Origin of the sequence: Rhizobium oryzicola (assembly GCF_030504645.1) — a bacterium.
GTDB lineage: Bacteria > Pseudomonadota > Alphaproteobacteria > Rhizobiales > Rhizobiaceae > Neorhizobium > Neorhizobium oryzicola.
Window position 1 is genome coordinate 436719 of sequence record NZ_JAUKWQ010000003.1, and the last position, 25738, is coordinate 462456.

A 25738-nucleotide genomic window follows, 5' to 3' on the forward strand; every position below is an offset into this window, starting at 1 on the left:
AAGGACAGAGCGCCATGGCGCGGCAAGACAAACTCAAACTCGGAACTTTTGTCTATACATTTGGCTTCAACCCGGCAGCCTGGCGGCATCCGGCGGCCGATGTGAACGGCGCCAACAAGATCGATCACCTGCTGAACGTGGCAAAGATCTCCGAGGCGGCGAAATTCGACTTCATGTTCCTGGCGGATTCGCCGGCGGCTGCGATCGGCGATGCCGATGCATTGGCGCGCTCGCCCACCAAGATGAACCGCTTCGAGCCACTGTCTCTGATATCAGCGCTTTCGGTACTCACGGAAAAGCTCGGCTTCGTCGCCACCGCCTCCACCAGCTATTACGAGCCCTATAATATCGCGCGTATCTTCGCCTCCGTGGACCACCTCAGCGGCGGGCGTGCCTGCTGGAATGTCGTGACATCGGATCATGACGAAACCGGCTACAACTACAATTATGACGGGCTGCCACCGCATAGCTGGCGTTATGAACGCGGCTCGGAATTTGTGGATGTCGTTTTCGGCCTGTGGGACAGTTTTGAGCCGGACGCGCTGATCCTCGACAAGGCCGCCGGGCTCTATCACGACAAGGACAAGCTTCACCTCCTGAATCACAAGGGCAAGCATTTCCAGGTGCGCGGGCCGCTGAACATTGCCGCCTCGCCGCAAGGACGACCCATCATCGCCCAGGCCGGCGGTTCGGAAGCGGGCATGGAACTGGCCGCCCGCACGGCAGAGATCGTCTTCAGCCTCGCCTCCAACCTGGAGCGCAACAAGGCGTTTGCGGAAAACGTAAAGGGCCGCATGGCGAAATACGGTCGCGCGACCAGCGATCTCAAGATGATGCCGGGCGTCGTCTTGAACGTCGGAGAAACGAAGGCAGAGGCTCAGGCGAAAGTCGATTTCCTGATCGACAACCTGCACCCCGATGTCGGTCGCTGGATGCTGGGCGAATTCCTGGAGACGGACCTTTCGGGCGCAGCGCTTGATGAACCCTTCCCGATGGAGCGGCTTCCGGCCGAACCCAAGGGGTCAAAGGCTCTGTTCGAGGAGTTGACAGACTATATCAAGCAGGGCCACACGCTCGGCCATCTCATCCGCCATTACGCGGAAAAGAGCACGGGCAATGGCATTACCGGCACGCCGACCGAAATTGCTGACTTCATGGAAGAATGGTTCGAGGCGGGCGCCGCCGACGGCTTCATCCTGATGTTCCCCACTCTTCCCGCCAGCCTTGAAGATTTCGTGCGGCTGGTGCTGCCGGAACTGCGGCGGCGTGGCTTATTCCGCGAGGAATATGAAGGCAAGACGCTGCGGGAAAACCTCGGCATTTCAATGCCTGTCAACAGGTATGCGGCGGCGCGCAAGGGCTGAGGTTGAAAGCCCGTGCGATCGGCCCGATCACATCTTCTACGTCATCCTCGGGCTTGACCCGAGGATCCATGGCTTCAGTGGTCTACGGATGGTCGGGTCAAGCCCGACCATGACGCCGTGGAGGTTTATCTAGTCCCAGGCCGATCAACCTTCTTCCGGCATGGCTCCCGCTGGCCGGCCCGAAATGATCTCGCGCTTGCCCACATGGTTCGCCGGGCCAACTAGCCCTTCCTTCTCCATGCGTTCCACCAGCGAGGCGGCACGGTTATAGCCGATCGACAGACGCCGCTGGATATAGGAGGTCGAGCACTTACGGTCCTTCATGACGACCTTGACGGCCTTGTCATAGAGGTCGTCCGAGTCTTCGGCGCCCATGCCGGAACGGTCGAATACGGCGGCATCAACGGGTGCATCCTCTTCCTGCTCGTCTTCATCCTCGGTCACATTGCCGAGGTAATCCGGGCGGCCTTGCGCCTTCAGATGCGTGACGACATGCTCGACCTCGGCATCAGAGACGAAGGGACCATGCACGCGCATGATGCGTCCGCCGCCCGCCATATGCAGCATGTCGCCCTGACCAAGCAGATGTTCGGCACCCTGTTCGCCCAGAATCGTGCGGCTGTCGATCTTCGATGTGACCTGGAAGGAGATGCGGGTCGGGAAGTTCGCCTTGATCGTGCCGGTGATGACATCGACGGACGGACGCTGGGTCGCCATGATCAGATGGATACCGGCGGCACGCGCCATCTGCGCCAGACGCTGGATGGCACCTTCGATTTCCTTGCCGGCAACCATCATCAGGTCAGCCATCTCGTCGACCACGACCACGATGTAGGGCATCGGCGAGAGATCCAGTTCCTGATCCTCGTAGACGATCTCACCGGTGTTGCGGTCGAACCCAGTCTGGACGCTGACGGTGATCGTCTCACCCTTTTCGCGAGCCTGGGCAGCGCGGGCATTATATCCATCGATATTGCGCACGCCGAGGCGCGACATCTTGCGATAGCGGTCTTCCATCTCGCGAACAGCCCATTTCAGGGCCAGCACCGCCTTCTTCGGGTCGGTCACGACGGGCGTCAGCAGATGCGGGATGCCGTCATAGACGGAGAGCTCCAGCATCTTGGGATCGATCATGATCAGGCGGCATTCTTCCGGGCGCAGCCGGTAGAGCAGCGACAGGATCATGGTGTTGATCGCAACCGACTTGCCCGAGCCGGTGGTGCCGGCCACCAGCAGATGCGGCATCTTGGCGAGTTCTGCGATAACAGGCTCGCCGCCAATCGTTTTGCCAAGGCAGAGCGGCAGGCGATGCTTGGTTTCCCAGTAATCCTCGCATTCGATGAGTTCTCGGAAGAACACCATTTCGCGAACGGCATTGGGCAGCTCGATGCCGATGACATTGCGACCGGGCACCACGGCAACACGCGCCGAAAGGGCCGACATGGAACGGGCGATATCATCGGCAAGACCGATAACGCGGGAGGATTTGACGCCCGGGGCGGGTTCGAATTCGTAAAGCGTCACGACCGGACCGGGACGCACGTCGATGATCTCACCCTTGACGCCGAAGTCTTCGAGAATGCTTTCGAGCAGCCCGGCGCTTTGTTGCAGGGCATCCGGCTGCACCGCTTCCGCCTGCTGGCCGAAGGGCTCCTGCAGCAGCGAGATCGGCGGGAATTCGTAGGCGTCATCGCTCTGGCGCGGGGTCAGTCCACCGGCAAGTCCCGGCAGGCCCTGCGGCTGACGGCGCGGAACCACATTGGCGACGCGAAGAGCTGGCTGTGCGGTCACCTCCGGGGCAACAGCCACGACCTCGGCCTGTGGAGCCGGGGCCTCGACGGCTGCGGGAAGAATGACTTCCGGTGCAGTGGCTTCCACCACAGCAACAGGCTGCGGAACGACTTGCGGCGCGGGCTGAACCGGTGCCACGATCTGCACCGGCACAGGACGATGCAGGCGCATGCCGGGACGCACTTCGCGATAAAGCGCCGTCACGGAATTGACCGTAATGGTTGCCGTATCCGGTAGAGGCTGGCGGATGATTTCCGCCAGCCGGCGCTTCAGCATGACGGGAGCGGGTTCGGCAGCAGGCGTCACATAGTGTGCGTTGATGGCAGGAATAGCCGGCTCGGCGGACGCAGCCGGCAGATCGACCGGCCCATTTTCAAAGAAGGCAAAGTCGGAAAGCCAGATGTCGGCTGTGGGCTTCGTCTGGGCGGATGATGAATGCAATGACGCCTCCGGCGCGGCAGGTGTTTCAGTGACGGCGGGTTCGGATGGCGGGGCGGGTTCCGGCATTTTTGCGCCCGGCGGCACCATGCGGGCGGCAAGATCCGGCCGCGCCCTTTTGACGATCAGCGCGCGCGGCGATGGTTCCGGCTTGGGCTTCGGCGCGACAGACGCGATGGGCGCCATGGCTGCCTGCTGCATGGCACTGGCCACGTCCTGAAGCACTTCGACCATCTTTTGCGAAGCATCCTGACCCGGGCGAAGCGCAGCTGGCTCCATGTCGACAGGCTCGACCAGACGGCCAGCGGCAGCGGGTACGCGCTCTTCCGGTGCGACCGGCGCGACATCGCGCCCCTTCTGGCGAGCAAGATTGTTTTCAGGCGTGCGGGTGAAGCGCACATTGGGCGCCAGATGGAATGCGGATTGCCAGACGGCCTGCTGCTCGGCCCTCACCTGCTGTGGGTCTGGTGCATGAAGCGGAGCCGGGTGATCATTGCGCTGCGCGTGCGAAGTTCCATCTCGGGTCTGGCTGGTATCAGAGGTCTTATTGAAGTTGTTTCTATTGAAGTGCATGGGACCCAACCGCGTACAAAGATGGCAGTCCTCTGAAGTAGAAAATAAAGGTTAATGGCTCCTTTCCAACTGGCTCAAACCCCGTCTCAGACCCAGGATATTTTTAACGGCACTGCACATGTGAAAATGCTTTAGGACTTTGATATATCATCTATATTCGCGGCTAAGGCTCGACAATCCGGCGCTTTCATCCCATCTCGGCACATCACCAGGGAAGAGACACCAGCAATTCCTCCGCCTCATCCCGCTCCATGCCCAGCACGCGCTTGCCGATCTCGAAGGAAAAACCCTGCCGGGCGAAGGCGGAAAGCTCCTTGGCCTTCTGCTTTTCATCAAGCTCAACCCTTCGAAAAGGGCCGAAGGCGCGCTTGCGCGCAAACACGATGGCAGCGGTCAGATCATCGGTTTCGGCCACGGCTTCCTGCACGATCTGCCGGTCCACCCCCTTCTGAACCAGTTTCTGGCTGATCGCCTTTTTCGACTTTCCGGCGCGCGAAGCGCTGCGGGTACGAATTTCGGCATAGGCGGTGTCGTCCAGCGCCTTCATGTCCTTTCCAAAAGCAATGGCCGCTTCGCTCAGGGCTTTCAGTTGATTGTCGGTAATGCCTTCGAATTTCTGCCGTGCCTTGCGGGCAATGGCATCGCCCAATTGCTTCTCCGTCATCATCTGCTTGGAAAGACGATAGGCCGCCGAATTGCGGACCCAGGACAGCATGCGCGATGTTGGCGGGGGATCGGTTTGGTCGGGCTGTGTCATTATTCGGTATCCGCGATTTGCCTTTGCAGCCTTCGCAGAAACCGGCTGGCCTGCCAACCCTACAAGGCGTTGCCCTGGGAAGCAGGCCACCATGCATGGAAGTGATGCACGGGACCGTGGCCCGATCCGACCTTCAGATGGCGGCCCGCCTCAAGACTGGCGTGAAGATAGGCCTTCGCCGCGCCGACCGCCTCTTCGAGCACAAGCCCTCTGGCGAGCCCGGCCGCAATCGCAGCCGCCAGTGTGCAGCCGGTGCCATGATCGTTACGGGTATCGATTCTGAGCGAACTGAAGGGCCGCACACTGTCTTGTGTCAGCAGCAGGTCCACACTTTCCGCACCCTCTCCGTGACCGCCCTTCATCAGCACAGCCTTGGCGCCTAGCCCCAGTATGGCCCGACCCTGCTCCATCATCGCGGCCTCAGTGCGGCCAATCTCCTGGCCCGTCAACAAGGCTGCTTCCGGCAGGTTGGGCGTGACAATGGCAGCAAGCGGAATGAGTTTTTCCTTCAATGCCACAATTGCATCCTCGCGCAGCAAACGATCCCCTGATGTGGCGACCATGACAGGATCGACAACCACAGGCCCCGCGAAACCAGAAAGCTTGCCAGCAATCGTCAGAATCGTTTCGCTACGCGAGACCATGCCAATCTTGATCGCGCCGACAGCAAGGTCGGAAAGGACGGCATCGATCTGCGCGGCGATTATGGTGGGAGAGATATCCTCGACCGCGCTGACGCCGCGTGTGTTCTGCGCGGTGATGGCGGTAATGACGCTTGCCCCGTAGACGCCGAGCGCCGAAAAGCTCTTCAGATCCGCCTGGATCCCGGCCCCGCCGCCACTGTCGGAACCGGCAATTGTCAAAGCGATCGGTGTCATGTCGCGCATATCCTCGTTCAAGGATGATCCAGACATGGGGACGAGGAGATCCGGGCAAGTCCTGAACTTTCCGTTCCTACGCCGGCATGACCCGGATCAGGTTCAAGGGTCCGGCTCCACGCCATCTCAGCACCGTGCGGTGCTCCCCTCGGAATAAATGCAGACATCTTTCAATGCGCTGCCGCTGTCAACAGGATACATGCGCACGAGCGCCGGTGCCGGTTACATCACAGCACCGATCTGCCACGGCACGAACTCGTTACGGCCATAGCCCAGTTCTTCTGACTTGGTCTGCTTGCCGGAAGCCACCGCCAGCACTTCCTCAAAGATCTGGCGGCCCTTTTCCTCAAGGGTGACGCCTTCAACGATATCGCCGCAATTGATGTCCATGTCGTCGGGCATGCGGGCATAAAGCTCGCTATTGGTGGCAAGCTTGATGGAGGGTACCGGCTTGCAGCCATAGGCGGAGCCGCGGCCCGTGGTAAAGGCCAGAATATTGGCGCCGCCCGCCACCTGTCCGGTCGCCGCAACAGGATCATATCCGGGCGTATCCATGTAGACAAAGCCCTTGCGATCGATGCGTTCGGCATAGCGATAGACGCCACGAAGCGTCGAATTGCCACCCTTGGCGACCGCGCCCAAGGACTTCTCGAGAATCGTCGTCAACCCGCCCGCCTTGTTGCCCGGTGAGGGATTGTTGTTCATCTCGCCACCGTTCTTGGCGGTATAGTCTTCCCACCAGTGAATGAGATCGACGATCTTCTGGCCGACCTCAGCGCTTTCCGCGCGGCGGGTCAAGAGATGTTCGGCGCCATAAATCTCCGGCGTTTCCGAGAGGATCGCCGTACCACCCTGCCGCACCAGCATATCAGCGGCCACGCCGAGCGCCGGATTGGCCGTCAAGCCTGAATAACCATCCGAGCCGCCGCACTGCAGAGCAAGCGTCAGTTCCGAGGCGGGAATGGGCTGGCGCTTCACCTTCGCCGCGAAGGGCAGCATTTCCTTGATGCGCGCAACACCGGCCTCGACGGCCTTGCGCGTGCCGCCGGTCTCCTGGATCGTCAATGATTGGAAGTGATCGCCCTCGGCAATGCCATAGGTGTCCTTCATGCGCGGGATCTGGAAGACCTCGCAACCAAGGCCGACCAGCAGCACGGCAGAGAAATTCGGGTGGCTGGCATAGCCCCATTGCGTCCGCGAGAGCACGTCGAAGGCCTCGCCGCGGCCCGCCATTCCGCAGCCCTGTCCGTGCGGCAGAGGCACGATGCCGTCGATGTCAGGATAGTCCCTCAAGATGCCGGAGCGCATGATTTCATCAGCGATGTAATCCACCGCCGTGGCGGAACAGTTCACCGAAGAGAGGATGCCGATATAGTTGCGGGTGCCGGCCCGGCCATCGGCGCGGCGGAAACCGTCGAAGAAGGCCGGCACCTCCCCCGGACGAAGGCTCTCGACAGGCTTCGCATCGGCCGCGAAGGCATAATCGCGCTCGAAATCCTCGCCCATGGTCACATTCTTCTCATGCACCCATTCGCCCGGCTCGATCGCCACGCTGGCAAAGCCGATGATCTGCCCGAACTTACGGATCGGCTCGCCCGCCGGAATACCGCGCGCGGCAATCTTGTGGCCACGCGGCACGCGGGCGCGGGTGACAATGTCCCCTTCGACGGCACTTCCTGTCGGCAGATCGGCAATGGCGACGACGACATTGTCCGCCGGGTTAAGGCGCAAGATGCGGCTTTGTGTCATCGTCAGACCTCCAGGATTGCCTTGATCACGCCGGCTTCCGGTCGCGACCAGTCTTGAAAAAGCTGCACGCCATCTTCCAGGCGGCCGGAATGCGTGTTGAGCGCGCGCGACGGCACATTGCCTGCCTCCATCTGACGGACGACTTCCGCAAAATCATCCGGTTGCGCATTACGGCTCGCAAACAGCGTCGCCTCGCGCTTGTGGAACTCCGGATCTGAGAAGGTGATATCCTGCCGAACAACGGACAACAGGACATAGCGCGCGCCATGCGCCAGGAAATTGAAGCCGCGCTGCATGGGGATGGCATTACCGGTCGCATCGATCACCACGTCAAAGCCATCGCCGCTGGTCATTTTCTGCACCTGTTCCTCGGCGGAGGCATCGGCAAATAGCGACGCATTTGCCTTCAGTCCATCGACGGCAAAGGCCAGCCGGTCTTCGCGTGTGTCGATCACGGTCACATCAGCGCCTCGGGCCTTGGCAAAGATGATGGCGGACATGCCGATCGGACCAGCGCCCGTCACCAGAACACGGTCCTGACTGGTAATCGAGCCGCGCTTCACACCATGCGCCCCAATGGCGAGGAACTCGATCATCGCCGCATCGACCAGCGAAATGCCGCCTGTCGGCACCACGTTTTGTTCCGGCACGGAGAGATATTCCGTCATGCCGCCATCGCGGTGAACGCCAAGGACCTGAATGTTCTGGCAGGCATTGGTCAGCCCCTTGCGGCAGGCATGGCAGGTGCCGCAGGAGAGATAGGGGACGATGTAGACCGGCTCCCCCTTCTTGAGCGAGGAGCCGGAAGGCGCCTCTTCGACAATGCCGGAAAGCTCATGCCCCATCACCCGCGGATATTCGAGAAAGGGATGCTTGCCGGCATAGATGTGAAAATCCGTGCCGCAGATGCCGACATGGCGGATTCGCACCAGCACCTCATTTTCCGCCCGCTTGGGAACATCCCGCTCGACGAGCGAGAGGCGGCCTGGTTCGTCACACAAAAGGGCTTTCATGGGATATCCTTGCATATGGTTCGGAAACAACCGCGCGCCGTATCGGCACGATCAAGCCGCTTCCTGCTTCTTGAATGTGTAGGTTGAGATCGACTGCGGCTTCATCTCGATGGAAAAGCCGGGGCGCGTCGGTGGCATATAGGCTGCATCACGGATCACGCAGGGGTCGAGAAAATGCTCGTGCAGATGATCGACATATTCGATCACCCGGCCTTCCTTGGTGCCAGACACAGCAATGAAATCGATCATCGAGAGATGCTGCACATATTCGCAAAGCCCGACGCCGCCTGCATGAGGCCAGACCGGCTTGCCGTATTTGGCCGCGAGCAGCAGTACCGCCAGCACTTCGTTCAATCCGCCCATACGGCATGAATCGATCTGCACGATATCGATCGCGTTCTCGGTGATGAACTGCTTGAACATGATGCGGTTCTGGCACATCTCGCCGGTCGCGACCTTGATCGGCGCAATCGCCTCGCGGATCTTTCGATGGCCGGCGACATCGTCGGGGCTCGTCGGCTCCTCGATGAAGAAGGGCTTGGCAAAGGCAAGCTCGCGCATCCATTCGATCGCCTGTCCCACTTCCCAGACCTGATTGGCATCCACCATCAGGTAGCGATCCGGGCCGATCACTTCGCGCGCAATGGTGAGGCGGCGGATATCGTCTTTGAGATCACGCCCCACCTTCATCTTGATATGGTTGAAGCCAGCATCAACCGCCTCCTGTGCCAGACGCCGAAGCTTCTCGTCCCCATAGCCCAGCCAGCCAGCGGAGGTGGTGTAACAAGGGTAGCCCTCCCGTTCGAGGGTGGCGATGCGCTCCGCCTTGCCCTCTTCCGCCTTGCGCAGAATGGCGAGCGCCTCGTCACGGGTCAGGGCGTCGGTCAGATAGCGGTAATCGACGATATCGGCGATGTCTTCCGGCGACATGGTGGCGACGAATTTCCAGACCGGCAGTCCGGCTTCCTTGGCCATGGCATCCCAGAAGGCATTGACGACGGCGCCGGTGGCAAGATGCATGGCGCCTTTGTCCGGGCCGATCCAGCGCAACTGGCTGTCACCCGTCAGCTTGCGCCAGAATTTGCCGGGTGCGGCCTTCACCTCGGCCAAATCTACGCCCACCACCAGATGGCGCATCGCCTCGATCGCCATGCAGCAGATATCGTTACCGCGCCCGATGGTGAAGGTCAGGCCATGGCCCGCAATGTCAGGCCTGTCGGTTTCCAGAACCACATAAGCAGCCGAATAATCCGGATCCGGATTCATCGCGTCGGAACCGTCAAGGCTTGCGGAGGTCGGGAAGCGCAGATCGAAAACGCTGAGGTTGGTAATGCGGGTCATGGAAGCCTCTTTTGCAGGTCCGCCGTTTGGGGAGCCGGTTCTCCCAACGGACCTGCAAACATTTGAACCGGTGCTGCCTCAGCGGTCTGCCTTGAAGGTCTGCTTCTGGGTGCCAAGGCCCTCGATGCCAAGCTCGACCACGTCGCCGTCCTTCAGATAGCGCGGCGGCTTCAAGCCCATGCCGACGCCGGGCGGCGTGCCAGTCGAGATGACATCACCCGGATGCAGCGACATGAACTGCGAGAGGTAGGAAACGAGGAAGGCAACACCATAGACCATGGTTTTCGACGAACCGTTCTGCATGGTCTGCCCGTTGACCTTCAGCCACATGCCAAGGTTCTGCGGATCGGTGATCTCATCCTTCGTGACCAGCCACGGACCCATCGGGCCAAACGTGTCGCAGGACTTGCCCTTGGTCCACTGGCCGGAGCGCTCCGTCTGGAAAGCGCGCTCGGACACGTCGTTGGTGACGCAGTAGCCGGCGACATAATCCAGTGCTTCAGCCTCGGAGACATATTTCGCGGTCTTGCCGATGACGACAGCCAGTTCGACTTCCCAGTCCGTCTTTTCGGAACCGCGCGGGATCAGCACGTCATCATTCGGGCCAACAATGGCGGACGTCGCCTTCATGAAGATGATCGGCTCCGGCGGAACCGTGGCGCCGGTTTCGGCGGCGTGGTCGGAGTAGTTGAGGCCGATGCAGATGAACTTGCCGGTGCCGGCAACGCAGGGACCGAGACGGGTTGATGCGTCCACGACCGGAAGCGTGGAGGTATCAATGGCGCCGAGCTTGGCGAGCGCGTGCGGATCAAGTGCTGCACCGGAGAGATCCGACACATGGCCGGAGAGATCGCGGATCGTGCCGTCGCTGGCGAACAGGCCGGGCTTTTCGGCCCCTGCCGGGCCATGGCGAAGAAACTTCATGGGTCTATTCCTTTCAATTCAAACTCAGATCGACCAGCCGCCATCGATTCCATAGGCTTGGCCGGTGGTATAGGTAGCACTTGCGAGGTGAACCGCGAGATCGGCAATTTCCTCCGGTGTGCCGAGACGGCCCATCGGTTGACGGGCGATGAAGGCGGCGCGCGCTTCCTCGTAATTGCCCTGCGCACGCATGCGCTCTTCCAGCGACGGGCTTTCGACGGTGCCGGGGCAGATGGCGTTGCAGCGGATACCCTTTGCCACGTAGTCGGCCGCGACGGACTTGGTGAGGCCGATTACGGCCGCCTTCGTCACGCCATAGGCACACCGGTTCGGCACGCCCTTGGAGGACGAAGCGATGGAAGCCATGTTGATGATGGCACCGTCACCGCGCTCAAGCATGCCGGGCAGTACCGCCTGAATGGTGCGGATCATGGCGCGGACGTTGAGGTTGAAGGCGAAATCCAGATCCTTGTCGGCCAGTTCCAGTACCGTTCCGCCGTGCACGACACCGGCACAATTGAACAGCACATCGACGCGACCAACCCGACCGAAGAAGCCGGCGACCGCACCGGCATCCAGCACATCCAGCCGCGCCGTCCTGATATTGGCGATGCCATCCAGCGAGGCCAAGGCCCCCTCATTGATATCGGTCGCCCAGACCGTGGCGCCGGCCTCTGCAAAGGCGAGCGCGCTTGCGCGGCCAATACCCTGGCCTGCCGCCGTCACCACTGCAATCTTGCCATCCAGTTTCTTGCTCATGCGAATGCCCTCTCAATCCATATGGAACACTTGTTCCATCATCGCCCACCATTCACCTTCCTGTCGCGTTTCGAAAGGCTTCTGGCAGGGAATACAGAAGGACCACCATTCCTGATTCTTCGGGTCAGCCGCCATCTTGGCCATGTCGGCCTCGAAATCCGTGCCGTGATATTCCCAATAGCCGAACAGCATGTTTTCCGGCTCCTTGAGGAAGATCGAGTAGTTCTTCACGTTGCAGCGGGAAATCAGATCGATGATCTCCGGCCAAACGGCGGCATGCAGCCGCTTGTATTCCTCGATTTTGCCCGGCTGCAGGCCGATCACCATTCCCATGCGCTGCATTCAACTTCTCCCTCAAATTCCGTAGAACTGTCTGGCATTGTCGCCGAACACCCGGCCCCACGCGGCCTCAGGTACGATCAACCGCGCCTGCTCAAGCCAAGTCTTGTAGTCACTGACGAGATTGACGACCGGCCAGTCGCTGCCCCACATCACCCGCTCCATTGCGAAAAGCTCCAGAATGGTTTCGGCATAGGGGCGCACGGCCTGCGGCTTCTGGCTTCCTGCTTCCGTCAATAGGCCTGATAGCTTGCAGCAGACATTTTCCAGATCCGCCAGACGCGCCATGGCCCGCCGCCAGTCGCTGTAGAGACCATCCGCGATGATCGGCTTTGCGCCGTGATCGATGACGATGGGCAGATCCGGATGGCGGCGCGCGAACTTCTCCAGGTGTTCCAGATGCCGCGGCAGAACCAGCGCGTCGAACGTCAGGCGAGCCAAACGCATGGCATCGATCGCCGGATCGAGGGCGGGATCGGAGATCCAGTCATCCACGGCAATGTCCTGCAGCATCGGGCGCAGGCCCTTGAGCTTAGGCGACTTCGCCAGCTCTGCGATGACTTGAGGTGCCTCGGGGGCCTTCAGATCCGCCCAACCGACAACGCCGAGGATGAAATCATGCCGATCCGCCAGATCCAGCATGAAGCGCGTGTCATCCACATTGGGCAGGGATTGCACCAGCACAGTGCCCGTGACACCAGTCTGGGCCAAATGCGGCGAAAGATCCTCGGGTCCGAAATCCCTATGGATCGCGGCCAGTTCCGGCGGTGGCCACTGGCCCTCCCGGTTCTTCATCAGCCAGAAATGCTGGTGCGCGTCGATGATCATCGCTCAGGCTCCGATCGGCGCGCCGTCGGCAATCACGCCCTTGTCCTTCAGCGCCTTCCAGACAGAGGATGGGATCTGTTCCTGCATCCAGGCGATGTTTGCCTTCAGCTGCTCCGCGTTGCGGGCACCGGATACGACCGTCACCACAGCCGGGTGCAGCAGCGGGAAGTTCAGCGCCGCCGCCTGCATGGAAACGCCTTCCGCAGCACAGGCCGCCTCGACCTCGGAAACGCGCGCCAGAAGCTCTGCCGGCGCATCCGCATAGTTGAACTTCCTGTTGCCGGCCAGCAGGCCGGAATTGAAAGCACCGGCCACGACGATGCCGACGCCAGCCTTCTCCGCCCGATCCAGCAGTTTCAAGCTTTCCTGCTCAATGAGCGTATAGCGACCGGCGAGCATGGCGGCATCGATATCGAACTCGTCCATGGCATCCCACACGGCCTGCCATTCATTGACGCCGAGACCGACCGCCTTGATCTGTCCCGCCGCCCGCAATTCTCCCAGAGCCTTGAAGCCGCCACCCTTGGTGAGTTGCTGCCAGTAATGCTCGTGCCGGTCACCATGCGTGACGCGGCCGATGTCATGCACATAGAGAATGTCAGGTTTCAGCACGCCAAGACGCTGCTGGCTCGATTCGAAGGATTTCAGGATGGCATCATAGGTGTAATCATAGACCGGGCGGAAAGGCAGCGGCTGGACGTAGGTGTCTTCCTCGGGTCCGACCGTCTCGTCCGGCACCATCACGCGGCCCACCTTGGTGGAAACGACGTAATCGCCGCGCTCATGCTCCGTCAGCATGGTACCGAGACGGCGTTCGGAGCGCGTATAGCCATAAAACGGAGCCGTATCGAAATAGCGGATGCCCGCATCCCAGGCGGCATCGAACGCACCAAGCGATTCCTGATAGCTCGTCCAGCGATAGAGACTGCCCATCTGCGCACAGCCGAGGCCCATCGCCGTGAAGGAAACATCGCGATTGCGCAGCTTGCGCCTGTCATTGACCTGCATTGTCCTGCCCGTCATTTTCAAAACCTGGGAAGAAGCGCGCGGAAAACCCCGCGCGCCTCGCTGTTTCAGTAGAGAACGTTCTTGGCTTCCGGCTTGTCGATGTTGGACTTGGTGACCACCACAACGCCGGTATCGATGACCTTCTCAACCTTTTCCTTGTTCAGGAGCTTCAGCAGCGTATCCACGCCCTTTTCACCCATCTGGTAGGAGCCCTGCACGATGGTGGCTTCCAGCGTGCCGTCCTTCACGAATTCCTGCAGGTCCTGATTGCCGTCGAAGCCGATGGCGACCAGCTTGCCAGCCTTGCCGGCCTGCTTGATGGCGCGGCCCATGCCGATTGCCGTCGGCTCATTGGCGCCGAAGATGCCCTTGAGGTCGGAGTTCGCGGCCAGCACGTCGGTGGTCTGGTTCAGAGCGGTCGCCATCTGTGACTGCGAGTAGAACGGACCGACGATCTGGAGCTTGGAGTTCTTCTTGATGTAATCGGTGAAGCCGCCGACACGTCCGATTTCCGAACCCGCACCGGCCACATAGGACATGACGGCGATCTTGCCTTCGGTACCGACCTTGGCGATCAACGCCTTTGCGGCGAGTTCGCCAGCAGCCTTGTTATCCGTGGCGAGGAAGGCCTGGTAATACTTCTCTGCATCCTTCGACAGCATGGAGTCGATGATTACGACCGGAATGCGGGCTTCCCAGGCCTTCTTGACGGCCGGAACCAGTGCATCCGGATCGGACGGCGCAAGAAGGATCGCATCGACCTTACGGTTGACGGCGTTCTCCACCATGTTCACCTGGTCGGCGATGGCGGATTCCGCGGCCGGCCCCTGGAAGGTCATGGTGTGCGCTTTCTGCTTGCCGATGGCGGCATCCGCGCCCTTCTGGACGTTCTGCCAGAAGGTGGAGTTTACAGTCTTGACGATGACGGCAATTTCGCCCGCCGAAGCGGAGGCTGCGCCCGAAAGCGCGAAGACGGAGGCCGCAAGGGCCAGGGCAAGTTTACGCATAGTTTCTCCTCCTTAAGTTTTCCGGTCCCTGCCGGGGACCGATGCGGGGGAAGGCTCCTCCCCTTCCCGTTTTCTCTTGCCAAACCGGCTCAGCTCACTTGCGGTTGCGGATCTGGTCGATCCAGACCGTGCCGAGAATGACGAGGCCGATGATGATCTGCTGTGTGAAGGCGGAGACGCCATTCATGTTGAGGCCGTTGCGCAGGATGCCGATCACGAAGGCGCCGATGAAGGTGCCGGAGATCGTGCCGACGCCCCCGATCAGCGATGTGCCGCCGATGACCGCAGATGCAATCGCATCCAGTTCATAGGCCACGCCCTCGTTCGGCTGGGCGGTGACGAGGCGCGACATCAGCACACAGCCCGTCAAACCCGCCAGAGTGCCTGACACGATGTAGGTGAAGGCAGTGACGCGCGGGACATTCACGCCTGAAAGCTTGGCGGCATCGCCGTTGGAGCCCGTCGCATAGATGTGGCGACCGAGCACGGTGCGGTTCAGCACGAAGGAGGCCACCACCGCGATGACGATCATCAGTACGACCGGATAGGGAATGCCCGGGAAACTCACGACCGGAAAACCCTGGTCATCGATGGATTCGAAGCGCAGCAGCGACCCGTTGCCCAGTACGCCGAAGGATTCGCCAAGACCGGACACCGCGCGCGCGCCGGTGATCTGCAGCGCGACGCCGCGGGCGATCAGCATCATGCCAAGCGTTGCGATGAAGGGCGGCAGCTTCAGTTTGGTGATGACGAGACCGTTGATCACGCCACAGGCAGAACCGGTGAGAATGCCGAGCAGCATGCCAATCCAGACAGGCATTCCGAGTTCTTTCACGGCAAGCGCTGCGACGACGCCGGCAAGCGCCAGAACGGAACCCACAGAGAGATCGATGCCGCCGGTGATAATGACATAAGTAGCCCCAATGCCGAGCAGCGCGATCGAGGTCACCTGAAGTGCGATCGTCATGCCGTTGTTGACGGTGAGGAAGGCATTCGACGTAACGGCAAAGACGGCAGCCAGAATAACCAGACTGCCAAGTGCTGCAAACTTCTGGATGATATCCTTCTGGCGGTCGCTCAGACCTTTTCGCTGGGGCGCCGGTTGCGGCTTGCCGGTGGTGATGTCAGCCATAAGTTATTCCTCAGTGGCGCTGCCGGCCGCGGCCGGAGGCATAAAGCATGATGTCTTCCTGCGACGCGTCACGCGTCGTCAGCGTTGCGGTGATGCGGCCCTCGTGGAACACCGCCACCCGGTCGGAGAGGCCGAGAATTTCCGGCAGCTCCGAACTGATCAGCACGATACCGATGCCTTTGGCCGCGAGTTCGTCCATCACCCGGTAGATCGCAAGCTTAGCGCCCACATCAATGCCGCGGGTCGGCTCGTCGAAGAACATGATCTTCGGCTGGCGGAACAGCCATTTGCCGATGATGATCTTCTGCTGGTTGCCGCCGGACAGCAGGCGAACCGGCTGACTGAGGCTGGGCGTCCTGATATTCAGGAGGTCGACATAATGCTGGCTGGACTGACGGTGCAGTTCCTGATCGATGACGCCGAAGGGGTTGGCGACGGCTTCCATGTTGGCAAGCGTCAGGTTGGCATCGACAGGCATCTTCAGCGCCAGGCCTTCCGCCTTGCGATCTTCGGAAAGGTAGGCAATGCCGGCCTCGATGGCCGAACGCGGATCACGGATGGAAAGCTGATGCCCCTCGAGCGTGATCGTTCCGCTGTCGAACGGGTCCGCGCCGAAGATCGCCCGCGCAACTTCCGTGCGACCGGCACCCATCAACCCAGCGAACCCTAAGATCTCTCCGCGGCGAAGATCAAAGCTGATATCGGAAAAGATGCCGCTTCGGGTGAGACCGGAAACGGAGAAGATGACCTCTTCCGTCGGCCAGCGCGTCGGCGTCGGAAACTTCTCTTCCAGCGAGCGGCCCACCATGCGCGCGACGATCTGGTCCACTGTGATGGTGTGGAAGTCATCAGTCGAAATATAGCGTCCATCCCGCAGCACGGTCACGCGGTCGACGATTTCAGCCATCTCATCCAGACGGTGCGAGATGTAGATGATGCCGGTGCCTTCGCGCTTCAGGTCACGGATAACACGGAAGAGAAGCTGCGCCTCCTGCTCGGTGAGCGACGACGTCGGCTCGTCCATGATCAGCACGGAAGCATCGAGCGACAGCGCCTTGGCGATTTCGACCATCTGCCGCTGCGCAACGGACAGCGTGCGCACCTGCGCATCCGGATCGATATCGACGCCGAGACGGTCGAGACAGCGTTTTGCATCCTGGCGCAGCTTGCGCCGGTCGACCATGAAACCGCGACGCGGCTCGCGAGCCAGATAGATGTTTTCTGCGACCGAAAGATGCGGAACGAGGTTAAGTTCCTGATGGATGATGGCGATACCCGCCGCCTCGGACTGCAGCGTGGAGGTGAAATGGACCGTCTGGCCCTTGTAGACCATCTCGCCAGCGTCCCTTTGGTAGACTCCGCTGATGATCTTCATGAGGGTCGATTTGCCCGCGCCGTTCTCGCCACAGACCGCGTGAACCTCACCGGCGCGCAGCTCCAGGCTAACATTCTGCAATGCCTTGACGCCGGGAAACTCCTTGCTCACGCCCTCGAGTTTCAAAAGCAGCGGCGCGGGCTCACGCTCGCTATGCGCAAGCGAAACTCCTCCCATCGCGATGTCCTCCAACTGTCGAAAGCCTCCCAGACCTTCGTTGAGGCAGACATAGGGCAAGGCCCGATAATTGGTCAAGCCAATTTTTCGAATTCTCTTGCAGACATGCCGAGAAGCGGATTAATTCGGCCTCAACAGACATTACGAAACAAATTGGCCTGACCACTATGACATTGCCCAAACGCCTCTATCAGCAGATCGCAGATCAGGTTCGTCAACTGATCCAGAACGGCCAATATCCGGCTGGATCGCGGCTGCCACCGGAACGTGAATTGGCGCAGACGCTTGGCGTGTCCAGACCCTCGCTGCGTGAAGCACTCATTGCGTTGGAAATTGATGGCACCATCGAGATCCGTATGGGGTCAGGGATTTATGCCTTGTCTCCAGCCAAGACATCCAACGGGCAGCGATCCCTCGGCGAAAGCCCGACGGAACTGATGCAGGCACGCGCCGTGATCGAAAGTGCCGTCATCGCCAAGGCGGCTGCTGCCGTAACCGATTCCTTCATCGAGGCACTCAGTGCAATCCTGGACTCGATGCGGGCGGAAATTGCCGAGGGTCGCAAGCCCATCGATCAGGATCGCCAGTTCCACCTGACGATTGCGGAGCAGGCGGGTAATTCCGTGCTGGCGGATATCGTCGCCAACCTGTTCGACGAGCGTCATAGCCCCATGTCCGACCACATGCGCGGACGCTTCGAAACGCCGGAAACATGGTTTGCCGCACTTCAGGAACACGAGGCAATCCTGACCGCCCTCGACATGCGTGACCCGCTGGCGGCGCAGGCGGCCATGCACGCTCACCTCACCGCATCGCGCCGGCGTTGGCTTGAAAATTGATGTGCTTACGAGGTCGTCTTGAAGTGCAAATTGACGCCGAAGCAATCCACCGCCGCGACAGTGATGGCGCTCGCGCGAGCCACATAGGGAATTCCTGCCTCCTCCAGTCGGATCGCGACCGCAGCCACGTCCGGAACATGCACGGAAAAGTCAGTCAGGCCACCCTGAGAGGCTTGTGTGGCAATTTCGATTTGCCCGTGATTGCGCAAGGCGAAGACGGGAGCATCGGCTTCCCTTTCGCCATCGGTAAACGCGCGAAGAAATGCCGCATGGCTGATAGGATCGGCGGCCTCGACGCGGACCGATCCGACATTGGTGGCGCCGTTGGGATGCTGCTGAAACACTGGATTCCAGAAGGCATCCGGATAATGTTGCTGGCACACAAAGAAGGATGCGTTCGGCACGCCGGGATCGACGGCAAAAGCCAGCGTGAAGGCCACATGGGTTTCGCTGCCGTCTGGCCGACGCCCCTTCCGCTCGAAGAAGAAGGGCTCGAAGCGGCCTATACCCCGCTCCGCGAAGAGCCTCGCATCCGCTTTGGAGTCGCCACTGTCGAGCACCAGCATGGCCAATCCCTCGCGCTTCGCCAGATAATCCCGCACGAAGGCGCCGAAGCTGAAATGGCCGGGGCTATGCGGCGGGATCAGAGACGCATCCCCCACCGTAATCAACTCAAGGAAAGACGACTGGAACTGCACGATGCGGTTCTCCGTGCCCCAGGGATGGCGATTGCGCGCACCCACCTGAAAGCCGAGCCTTTCGTAGAACAAGCCAGCTGCATCGAGGTCTCGAACAGCCAGAACCAGATGATCGATTCGTCTTTTCGCTTGGCTCATGGGGCTTCTCCGTCTTGGCTTTTCCGCAGCTATAGGACGCGTCGTCCGCGCTTGGAAGGCTTGCGAGGAACGGCCTACACAAATCATCATTACCGGCTAAACCCGGTGCGCACATAAATCAGGAGGAGGAGCCCGATCATGAACCGTCTTTGCAACGAAGCCGCATTGCCGGAACAGGTCCGTCAGCCCGGCTACGACCGCAGCCAGTTGAAGCCAGGCATTGTTCATTTCGGGCTTGGGGCCTTTCATCGCGCCCATCAGGCCGTTTACACGCAGCGCGCGCTTGAAGAAGAGTTTGGCCCATGGGGAATCGTGGCGGTCAATCTTCGCTCTTCCCAACCGGTCGAGGCGCTGGCTGCTCAGGATGGGCTTTATTCGATCACCGTGCGCAGCGAAGCAGGCGATAGTTCCGAGATCATCGGTGCGACCGTGGACTGGATTTGCGCCGCAACGGATAGCGATCGCGTTCTTCAATATCTTGCATCGCCCGAGATCCGCGTCGTTACCATGACCGTTTCGGAAAAAGCCTATGGCCTAGATCCTGTGACGGGCGGTCTTGATCTTCATCACCCATCCGTGGCGGCAGATCTTGCTTCGCCGCATGCTCCTTCCGGTATTCTCGGCTTCATCGTGCGTGGCTTGGAACTGCGGCGACAGGCGGGGGCAAAACCCTTCACGGTTCTGTGCTGCGATAACCTGCCTTCAAATGGCAAGGTCATCCGTCGTCTGGTGCTTGAAATGGCAGAGCATCACAATCCGCACCTCGCAGAATGGATCGCATCCAATGGCGCCTTTCCCTGCTCGATGGTGGATCGCATCGTGCCAGCGGCCACGCAGGAAACACTCGACCGTGCAGAGCGTCTGCTGGGAGTGACCGACAGCCTCGCGATCGATACAGAACCGTTCCTGCAATGGGTGATCGAAGACAGTTTCACGGATGGACGTCCGGCCTGGGAAGCGGCCGGCGCAATCTTTGCCGACAATGTGGAACCTTATGAGAAGATGAAACTCAGGCTGCTCAACGGCTCCCATACGCTTCTCGCCCATCTCGGCATTCTGCACGGCCTTGACTATATCAGGGACGACATGGCCGTGCCGGAACTTGCGGTTAGCGCGCGCGCGCACATGGAAGAGGTGGTGCGGACACTCGATCCCGTGCCGGGCATCAATCTTCCCGCCTATATCGACGAACTCCTGGAAAGGTTTTCCAATCCCACCATTGCCCATCGCAATCTGCAGATCGCGCTCGACACCACCCAGAAACTGCCGCAGCGTTTGCTATCACCGGCCGTAGACGCGCTGGCGAGCGGCGAGGATGGCGCTGCGACCGCTTATGCAGTGGGCGTATGGATGGCCGCTGTCGCAAAACGCGGTGATTGCGATGATCCGCGTCGCGAGGAGGTGTTGCGTGCCGCGTCGGCGATGAATGCAGCAGATCCGTCAGCCAGCTTTTTCGCAATACCGGGTCTTTTCCCGCCAGCACTTGTCGAAGCGCGCGCTTGGCGAGATAAGGTCAATGCAGCCATCCGCAGTTTTGCGTGAGGTCGTCCGCATCACCTTTCCCAAGGTGGGCGAAGCGGTTAGATCTTTCGGTAACGCATTAGAAGAACCGGATTGTCCATGCCGCATATTCCCATGATCGACTACGATACCGCGCCTCAACACATTCGTGCGGCGCATGATGCGGAGGTGGAAGCGCGGGGACGCATGACCAACATGAAGCGCACGCTTCTGCATTCGCCGGAGGCGCACCGCATCTATGCCGAATGGTTCACGCTGCGCGCAGAGCTGAACGGGGTTCTCGACGACCGGGCCGTGCAGGTTTTCTGCAAGGCGATCTCCGAAGAGGCGGGCTCCAGGATCGCGGTCACCTTCTTCCGCAGGGCAATCACGTTGTCGGGCGCCAATCCTGATGCGCTGGAACTGCGGGAGGAGGATCAGCTTCTCGATGCGTTTGGCCGGGCGATAGTGCGCAATTCGCGCCACATCCCGCCAGCGATCTGGGCAAGACTGAAAGCTCGCTATGATGCAAAGGCGCTGGTGGATCTGGTGGCGTTTAGCGGGATCATGCTGGCAACGGCTGTGTTCAACAATGTGGTGGAAGTGCCATTCGACGTAGAACTGGAACCGTATGCCCCGACCAACACTTTTTGATTGCCTGTCAGTCTGTCAACCACAGTCTGACCAATGCGTTTATTTTCGATACAAGCTGAATGCAAATTTGAACTAGCTTTAAGCAGAAAAAAATATCTCATATCCCGCCTCATATTTATCATTACTTAAACAACCCTGAATTATTATTATCAGAAATCACTTCTTGGAATTCATGATGCATTAAAGCCTAATACGATAATCTTCCGAGTGGGATAGAGCTGAGCGGTCGGAGCGCCGACGCAACCGTCTGGCTCGCATGTCTTTTGAACGGAGCAAACATGTCCGGCCTACTCGACTTCAAGAAATCTTCGCGACCAGCAACGGCTGTGGCAGCTATTCGCTACGTGACCCAACTCATAGAGGAAGGCGATCTTGACGTTCGAGCGGACGTGCAAACCGCAACAGGCGATGCTCGTGAAATCCTCGATGCGGTGAACGCCCTTCTGAGCAGCGTGACGCGTCCGATCAACCGCCTCAGCGCCCAGATGGAAAAGATGGCGAGCGAGCATGAGCGCGGTGATATCGATGTCACCATCGCGGCGCACGAATTTCGTGGTAAGTTTGCCTCAATGGCCGAAGGTATCAACAATATGGTAGCAGGCCATATTGCTGTAAAGAAAAGGGCCATGGCCTGCGTCAAGGAGTTCGCCGACGGCAACTTCGAAGCACCAATGGAACAACTCCCCGGCAAAAAGGCGTTCATTAACGAAACAATTGAAACCTTGCGCGGCAACGTGAAAGGGCTAATCAATGAAATGAACCGCATGTCGACCGAACACGACAGGGGCGACATTGATATTTTTGTACCCGTTCAGAAGTTCAAGGGTGACTTCGCCACTGTGGCAGAAGGCATAAATGGCATGGTCGCTGGCCACATTGCGGTGAAAAAGAAAGCCATGGCCTGCGTCAAAGAGTTCGCTGAGGGCAACTTTGATGCAAAACTCGAACAGTTTCCCGGCAAAAAGGCGTTCATCAACGAGACGATCGAGACTCTGCGCGGTAACGTGAAGGCGCTGATCACCGAAATGAACCGCATGTCGACCGAACATGACAGGGGCGACATTGACGTTTTTGTACCCGTCGAGAAGTTCAAAGGTGACTTCGCCACTGTGGCAGAAGGCATCAATGCCATGGTCGCCGGCCATATTGCTGTGAAGAAGAAGGCCATGGCCTGCGTGAAGGAGTTCGGCGAGGGCAATTTCAACGCGGTGTTGGAGCAATTTCCCGGTAAGAAGGCCTTCATCAACGAAACCATCGAAACGCTGCGCAACAACCTGCGCGCCATTATGAGTGAGATCCAGCGGCTGATCGATGCTGCAACAGCGGGACGCCTCAGCGAACGCGGTGACGCCGCGCGCTTTGTAGGCGACTTCAACAAGGTGGTTGCCGGCATCAATGGCATGCTGGACGCAATTCTGATCCCGATTGGTGAAGGTAACCGCGTGCTGGCTCTTGTCAGTGCTGGCGATGTGACCGAACGTGTCGAGATCGAGTGCGAAGGCGATCATCAGCATATGAAGAACGCGGTAAACGATCTCGTCGCCAATCTGACGAAATTTGCGACAGAGGTCGCCACCGCTGCCGGTCAGGTTGCTGATGGTAGCCAAGCGCTGTCCGCTAGTGCGGAACAGATGAGTCAGGGCGCCACAGAGCAAGCTTCTGCCGCGGAGGAGGCTTCTGCCTCGATGGAGCAGATGGCAGCCAACATCAAGCAGAACGCTGATAACGCTTCCCAGACGGAAAAGATTGCTCGCCAGTCCGCGAAAAATGCAGAGCTTTCCGGCAATGCCGTTCGCAAGGCCGTTGACGCAATGCAGACGATTGCGGAAAAGATTTCAATCGTTCAGGAAATCGCCCGCCAGACAGACCTCCTGGCTCTGAACGCCGCTGTCGAAGCGGCACGCGCCGGCGAACATGGACGCGGCTTCGCCGTGGTTGCATCCGAAGTGCGCAAGCTCGCGGAGCGCAGCCAGAAGGCGGCTGCCGAAATCGGCTCGGTTTCAACGGAAACCGTCAAGGCTGCCCAGGAAGCCGGCGAAATGTTGACGACCCTGGTGCCGGATATTCGCAAAACGGCTGAACTCGTTTCCGAAATCAGCGCTGCTTGCCGCGAACAGGATGTCGGCGCCGAGCAGATCAACCTGGCCATCCAGCAATTGGACACAGTAACGCAGCAAAATGCTGCCGCGTCAGAAAAAGTCAGCTCAACTTCGGAAGAACTGGCCAGCCAAGCCGAGCTGCTGCAGGAATCCATCGCCTTCTTCCGCACGAAGAGCGAGCCCACCGTATCGAGAAACGCCCGGGCGCTTTCCAATCTCGCCGGACGGATGAAGGCCGAGCCTCGACAGGGAAAATCTGTGGCACAAGGTGGTCGCCAATCTGCTTACATGTCATCGAGAGGACAGCAAGGCGAGGCTCGGGGCTTTGCACTGGAGTTGAGCACTGGCGGACCCGACGACGACGACGGCCATTTCCGCTGACTTCAAGTTTGACAGAAACCTCCAATAACTTCGGGCCGCCCCTTTAGGGAGCGGCCCTTCCTTTTTTATCTACTCCTTCACCGCCCCGGTCATGGACGAAACGTAGTAGTCTACGAAGAAGGAATAGAGGATGACGACCGGCAGCGAACCGAACAGCGCGCCCGCCATCAGCGATCCCCATTCAAAGATATCGCCGCGTACCAGTTCGGTCAGCACGCCAACGGGTACGGTCTTGTTCTCCGAGGACTGGATGAAGGTCAACGCGTAGATGAACTCGTTCCAGGAGAGGGTGAAGGCAAAGATGCCAGCCGAGATGAGGCCTGGAACAGCAAGCGGCAAGATGATCTTCGTCAGGATCTGCAGGCGGCTGGCGCCATCCACCAGCGCGCTTTCCTCAAGCTCGAAGGGGATCGAGCGGAAATAGCCCATCAGCAGCCAGGTGCAAAAGGGAATGAGGAAGGTTGGATAGGTGAAGATCAGCGCCATGCGGCTGTCGTAGATGCCGATCTTGAAGACGATGAAGGCGAGCGGAATGAACAGGATCGACGGTGGCACCAGATAGGCGAGGAAGATGAACAGGCCGACGGAGCGCGAACCGGTGAAACGGATACGCTCGATCGCATAGGCGCCGAGCACTGAGGCCACCAACGACAGGAAGGTGGAGGCGACCGCCACCAGCATGGTGTTCCACAGCCAGCCGGGATAGGAGGTCTCGAACAGCAGGTATTTGATGTGGTCGAGCGTCGCCCCAACCACCCAGAATGGGCTGTAATTGTTGTAGTCGGTCAGCTGCGAGTTCGGCTTCACCGCCGTGATCGCCATCCAGTAGAACGGAAACAGCAGCACGAAGACGAACACGGCCATCGGCAGATAAATGGTCACGATCTGCCTGGGCAGGCTGTTGAGATAGGACATGCCCTGGCTGTCATCGGTCAGCACGGCATCTGAGACTTTTACTTTTGACGTCATGACGGTCTCCATCTCAGTCACCCCCGCCCTGCTGCCACTTGCGGCGCTGCAGCCCGAAGAACGAGAACATGATTGCGGCAAGCAGGAAGGGGATCATGGCGACCGCGATGGCCGCCCCCTCCCCCAACTGCCCGCCGGGAATGGCGCGTTGGAAGGACAGCGTCGCCATCAGATGCGTGGCATTCACCGGGCCACCCTTGGTCAGCACGTAGATCAGCTGGAAATCGGTGAAGGTGAAGAGCACCGAAAAGGTCATGACGACAGCAATGATCGGGGTCAGCATCGGCAGCGTCACATAGCGGAAGCGCTGCCAGCTGGTGGCTCCGTCAAGCGAGGCCGCCTCTTGCAGGGAGGCCGGAATGGTCTGCAGACCGGCAAGCAGGGAGATGGCCACGAAGGGAATGCCGCGCCAGACATTGGCGGCAATGACGGATGCGCGCGCCAGGTTCGGGTCGCCCAGGAAATTAATCGGGCTGCTGATCACGCCCATCTCCATCAATGACCAGGAAATGATCGAGAACTGTGAGTCGTAGATCCACCAGAAAGCCAGCGCGGAAAGCACCGTCGGCACGACCCAGGGCAGAAGCACGATGGCCCGGAAGAAGGATTTGAACGGCAGATGCTGGTTGAGCAGCAGTGCCAGCCATAGGCCCAGCGCGAATTTGAGGACAGAGGCGGCAAAGGTATAGACCACCGTGTTGAAGACCGACTGCCAGAAGACCCGGTCACTCATCAGAAACTGGTAGTTTTCAAGCCCGATGAAGACGCCGTCACGGCCGATCTTGGTGTCGGTAAAGCCGAGCCAGACGCCCAGCCCCAGCGGATAGGTGAGAAAGCACAGGAGAAAGATCGCTGCCGGCAGCATGAAAAGAAAGCCGAGCACGTCGCGATTATTGGTCATCCGAGACCAGAGCGATCGCTCCGGCAAGGCAAGCTCCGGGGTGTTGGTGATCGTCATGAAATATCCAGGCTCCGACAAGAGGCGCTTGAAACGGATGCGGAGAGCG

21 protein-coding genes, 2 pseudogenes and 1 riboswitch are annotated in these 25738 nt (G+C 59.8%); of the genes and pseudogenes, 6 read left to right on the forward strand and 17 right to left on the reverse strand.

Features of this window, described 5'->3' with window-relative positions; all coding sequences use genetic code 11:
• Positions 1–14 precede the first annotated feature (14 nt).
• Positions 15–1364 (forward strand): LLM class flavin-dependent oxidoreductase, encoded by a 1350-nt coding sequence (locus Q2T52_RS12655; RefSeq protein WP_302077096.1) that lies wholly within the window; start codon positions 15–17, stop codon positions 1362–1364.
• Positions 1365–1508: 144 nt separating this feature from the next.
• Here Q2T52_RS12655 and Q2T52_RS12660 read toward each other — a convergent pair whose 3' ends face one another.
• The 14 genes from Q2T52_RS12660 to Q2T52_RS12725 all read right to left on the reverse strand — a co-directional run bounded on the left by Q2T52_RS12660 (position 1509) and on the right by Q2T52_RS12725 (position 17453).
• Positions 1509–4166: a DNA translocase FtsK gene (locus Q2T52_RS12660; protein WP_302077097.1), complete on the reverse strand. Its 2658-nt coding sequence runs from the start codon at positions 4164–4166 to the stop codon at positions 1509–1511.
• Between the two features lie 205 nt (positions 4167–4371).
• Positions 4372–4923 carry a recombination regulator RecX gene (recX, locus tag Q2T52_RS12665; RefSeq protein WP_302077098.1) on the reverse strand — a complete coding sequence of 184 codons (552 nt, stop codon included), beginning with the start codon at positions 4921–4923 and terminating at the stop codon, positions 4372–4374.
• Between the two features lie 59 nt (positions 4924–4982).
• Positions 4983–5801: a bifunctional hydroxymethylpyrimidine kinase/phosphomethylpyrimidine kinase gene (gene thiD, locus Q2T52_RS12670; protein WP_302077099.1), complete on the reverse strand. Its 819-nt coding sequence runs from the start codon at positions 5799–5801 to the stop codon at positions 4983–4985.
• A gap of 56 nt (positions 5802–5857) precedes the next feature.
• Positions 5858–5960, reverse strand: a riboswitch (TPP riboswitch).
• Between the two features lie 63 nt (positions 5961–6023).
• Complete coding sequence (locus Q2T52_RS12675; protein ID WP_302077100.1) at positions 6024–7550, reverse strand: UxaA family hydrolase; 1527 nt, start codon at positions 7548–7550, stop codon at positions 6024–6026.
• Between the two features lie 2 nt (positions 7551–7552).
• Positions 7553–8563 carry a zinc-binding alcohol dehydrogenase family protein gene (locus Q2T52_RS12680; protein ID WP_302077101.1) on the reverse strand — a complete coding sequence of 337 codons (1011 nt, stop codon included), beginning with the start codon at positions 8561–8563 and terminating at the stop codon, positions 7553–7555.
• A gap of 51 nt (positions 8564–8614) precedes the next feature.
• Entirely contained in the window at positions 8615–9904 is a 1290-nt protein-coding gene (locus Q2T52_RS12685; RefSeq protein WP_302077102.1) for an L-fuconate dehydratase, read from the reverse strand.
• Between the two features lie 78 nt (positions 9905–9982).
• Positions 9983–10828, reverse strand: coding sequence for a fumarylacetoacetate hydrolase family protein (locus Q2T52_RS12690; protein ID WP_302077103.1), 846 nt, complete (start codon positions 10826–10828; stop codon positions 9983–9985).
• A 24-nt stretch (positions 10829–10852) separates the two neighbouring features.
• Positions 10853–11587 (reverse strand): SDR family oxidoreductase, encoded by a 735-nt coding sequence (locus Q2T52_RS12695; protein WP_302077104.1) that lies wholly within the window; start codon positions 11585–11587, stop codon positions 10853–10855.
• 12 nt (positions 11588–11599) lie between these two features.
• Positions 11600–11929, reverse strand: a complete 330-nt coding sequence (locus Q2T52_RS12700) for an L-rhamnose mutarotase (protein WP_302077106.1) — start codon at positions 11927–11929, stop codon at positions 11600–11602.
• A 12-nt stretch (positions 11930–11941) separates the two neighbouring features.
• Entirely contained in the window at positions 11942–12754 is an 813-nt protein-coding gene (locus Q2T52_RS12705; RefSeq protein WP_302077107.1) for an amidohydrolase family protein, read from the reverse strand.
• Positions 12755–12757: 3 nt separating this feature from the next.
• Complete coding sequence (locus Q2T52_RS12710) at positions 12758–13762, reverse strand: aldo/keto reductase (protein ID WP_302077284.1); 1005 nt, start codon at positions 13760–13762, stop codon at positions 12758–12760.
• Between the two features lie 65 nt (positions 13763–13827).
• Positions 13828–14769: an ABC transporter substrate-binding protein gene (locus Q2T52_RS12715; RefSeq protein ID WP_302077108.1), complete on the reverse strand. Its 942-nt coding sequence runs from the start codon at positions 14767–14769 to the stop codon at positions 13828–13830.
• A gap of 94 nt (positions 14770–14863) precedes the next feature.
• Complete coding sequence (locus tag Q2T52_RS12720; protein WP_302077109.1) at positions 14864–15901, reverse strand: ABC transporter permease; 1038 nt, start codon at positions 15899–15901, stop codon at positions 14864–14866.
• 10 nt (positions 15902–15911) lie between these two features.
• The gene (locus tag Q2T52_RS12725; protein ID WP_302077285.1) at positions 15912–17453 is read right to left on the reverse strand and encodes a sugar ABC transporter ATP-binding protein; all 1542 of its coding nucleotides are present in this window, start codon (positions 17451–17453) and stop codon (positions 15912–15914) included.
• A gap of 167 nt (positions 17454–17620) precedes the next feature.
• Between Q2T52_RS12725 and Q2T52_RS12730 the strand changes: the two genes are divergently transcribed.
• On the forward strand, positions 17621–18292 hold the full coding sequence (locus tag Q2T52_RS12730; protein WP_302077110.1) for a FadR/GntR family transcriptional regulator: 672 nt from the start codon (positions 17621–17623) through the stop codon (positions 18290–18292).
• Positions 18293–18297: 5 nt separating this feature from the next.
• Here Q2T52_RS12730 and Q2T52_RS12735 read toward each other — a convergent pair whose 3' ends face one another.
• A complete protein-coding gene (locus Q2T52_RS12735) occupies positions 18298–19128 on the reverse strand; it encodes a VOC family protein (protein ID WP_302077111.1) in 831 nt (276 codons plus the stop codon).
• A 138-nt stretch (positions 19129–19266) separates the two neighbouring features.
• On the opposite strand from Q2T52_RS12735, the gene Q2T52_RS12740 reads away from it, so the two are divergent.
• The 4 genes and pseudogenes from Q2T52_RS12740 to Q2T52_RS12750 form a co-directional block, all read left to right on the forward strand.
• A complete protein-coding gene (locus Q2T52_RS12740) occupies positions 19267–20670 on the forward strand; it encodes a mannitol dehydrogenase family protein (RefSeq protein WP_302077112.1) in 1404 nt (467 codons plus the stop codon).
• 78 nt (positions 20671–20748) lie between these two features.
• Positions 20749–21282, forward strand: a complete 534-nt coding sequence (locus Q2T52_RS12745) for a carboxymuconolactone decarboxylase family protein (protein ID WP_302077113.1) — start codon at positions 20749–20751, stop codon at positions 21280–21282.
• A gap of 278 nt (positions 21283–21560) precedes the next feature.
• A pseudogene (locus Q2T52_RS26895) lies at positions 21561–22007 on the forward strand (HAMP domain-containing protein); the annotation flags it as partial.
• A 30-nt stretch (positions 22008–22037) separates the two neighbouring features.
• Positions 22038–23550: pseudogene (locus tag Q2T52_RS12750) on the forward strand (methyl-accepting chemotaxis protein); the annotation flags it as partial.
• 281 nt (positions 23551–23831) lie between these two features.
• Here the strand turns inward: Q2T52_RS12750 and Q2T52_RS12755 are convergent.
• Positions 23832–24731, reverse strand: a complete 900-nt coding sequence (locus Q2T52_RS12755; protein ID WP_302077115.1) for a carbohydrate ABC transporter permease — start codon at positions 24729–24731, stop codon at positions 23832–23834.
• Between the two features lie 13 nt (positions 24732–24744).
• Positions 24745–25632, reverse strand: coding sequence for a carbohydrate ABC transporter permease (locus Q2T52_RS12760; RefSeq protein ID WP_302077286.1), 888 nt, complete (start codon positions 25630–25632; stop codon positions 24745–24747).
• Between the last annotated feature and the right edge of the window lie 106 nt (positions 25633–25738).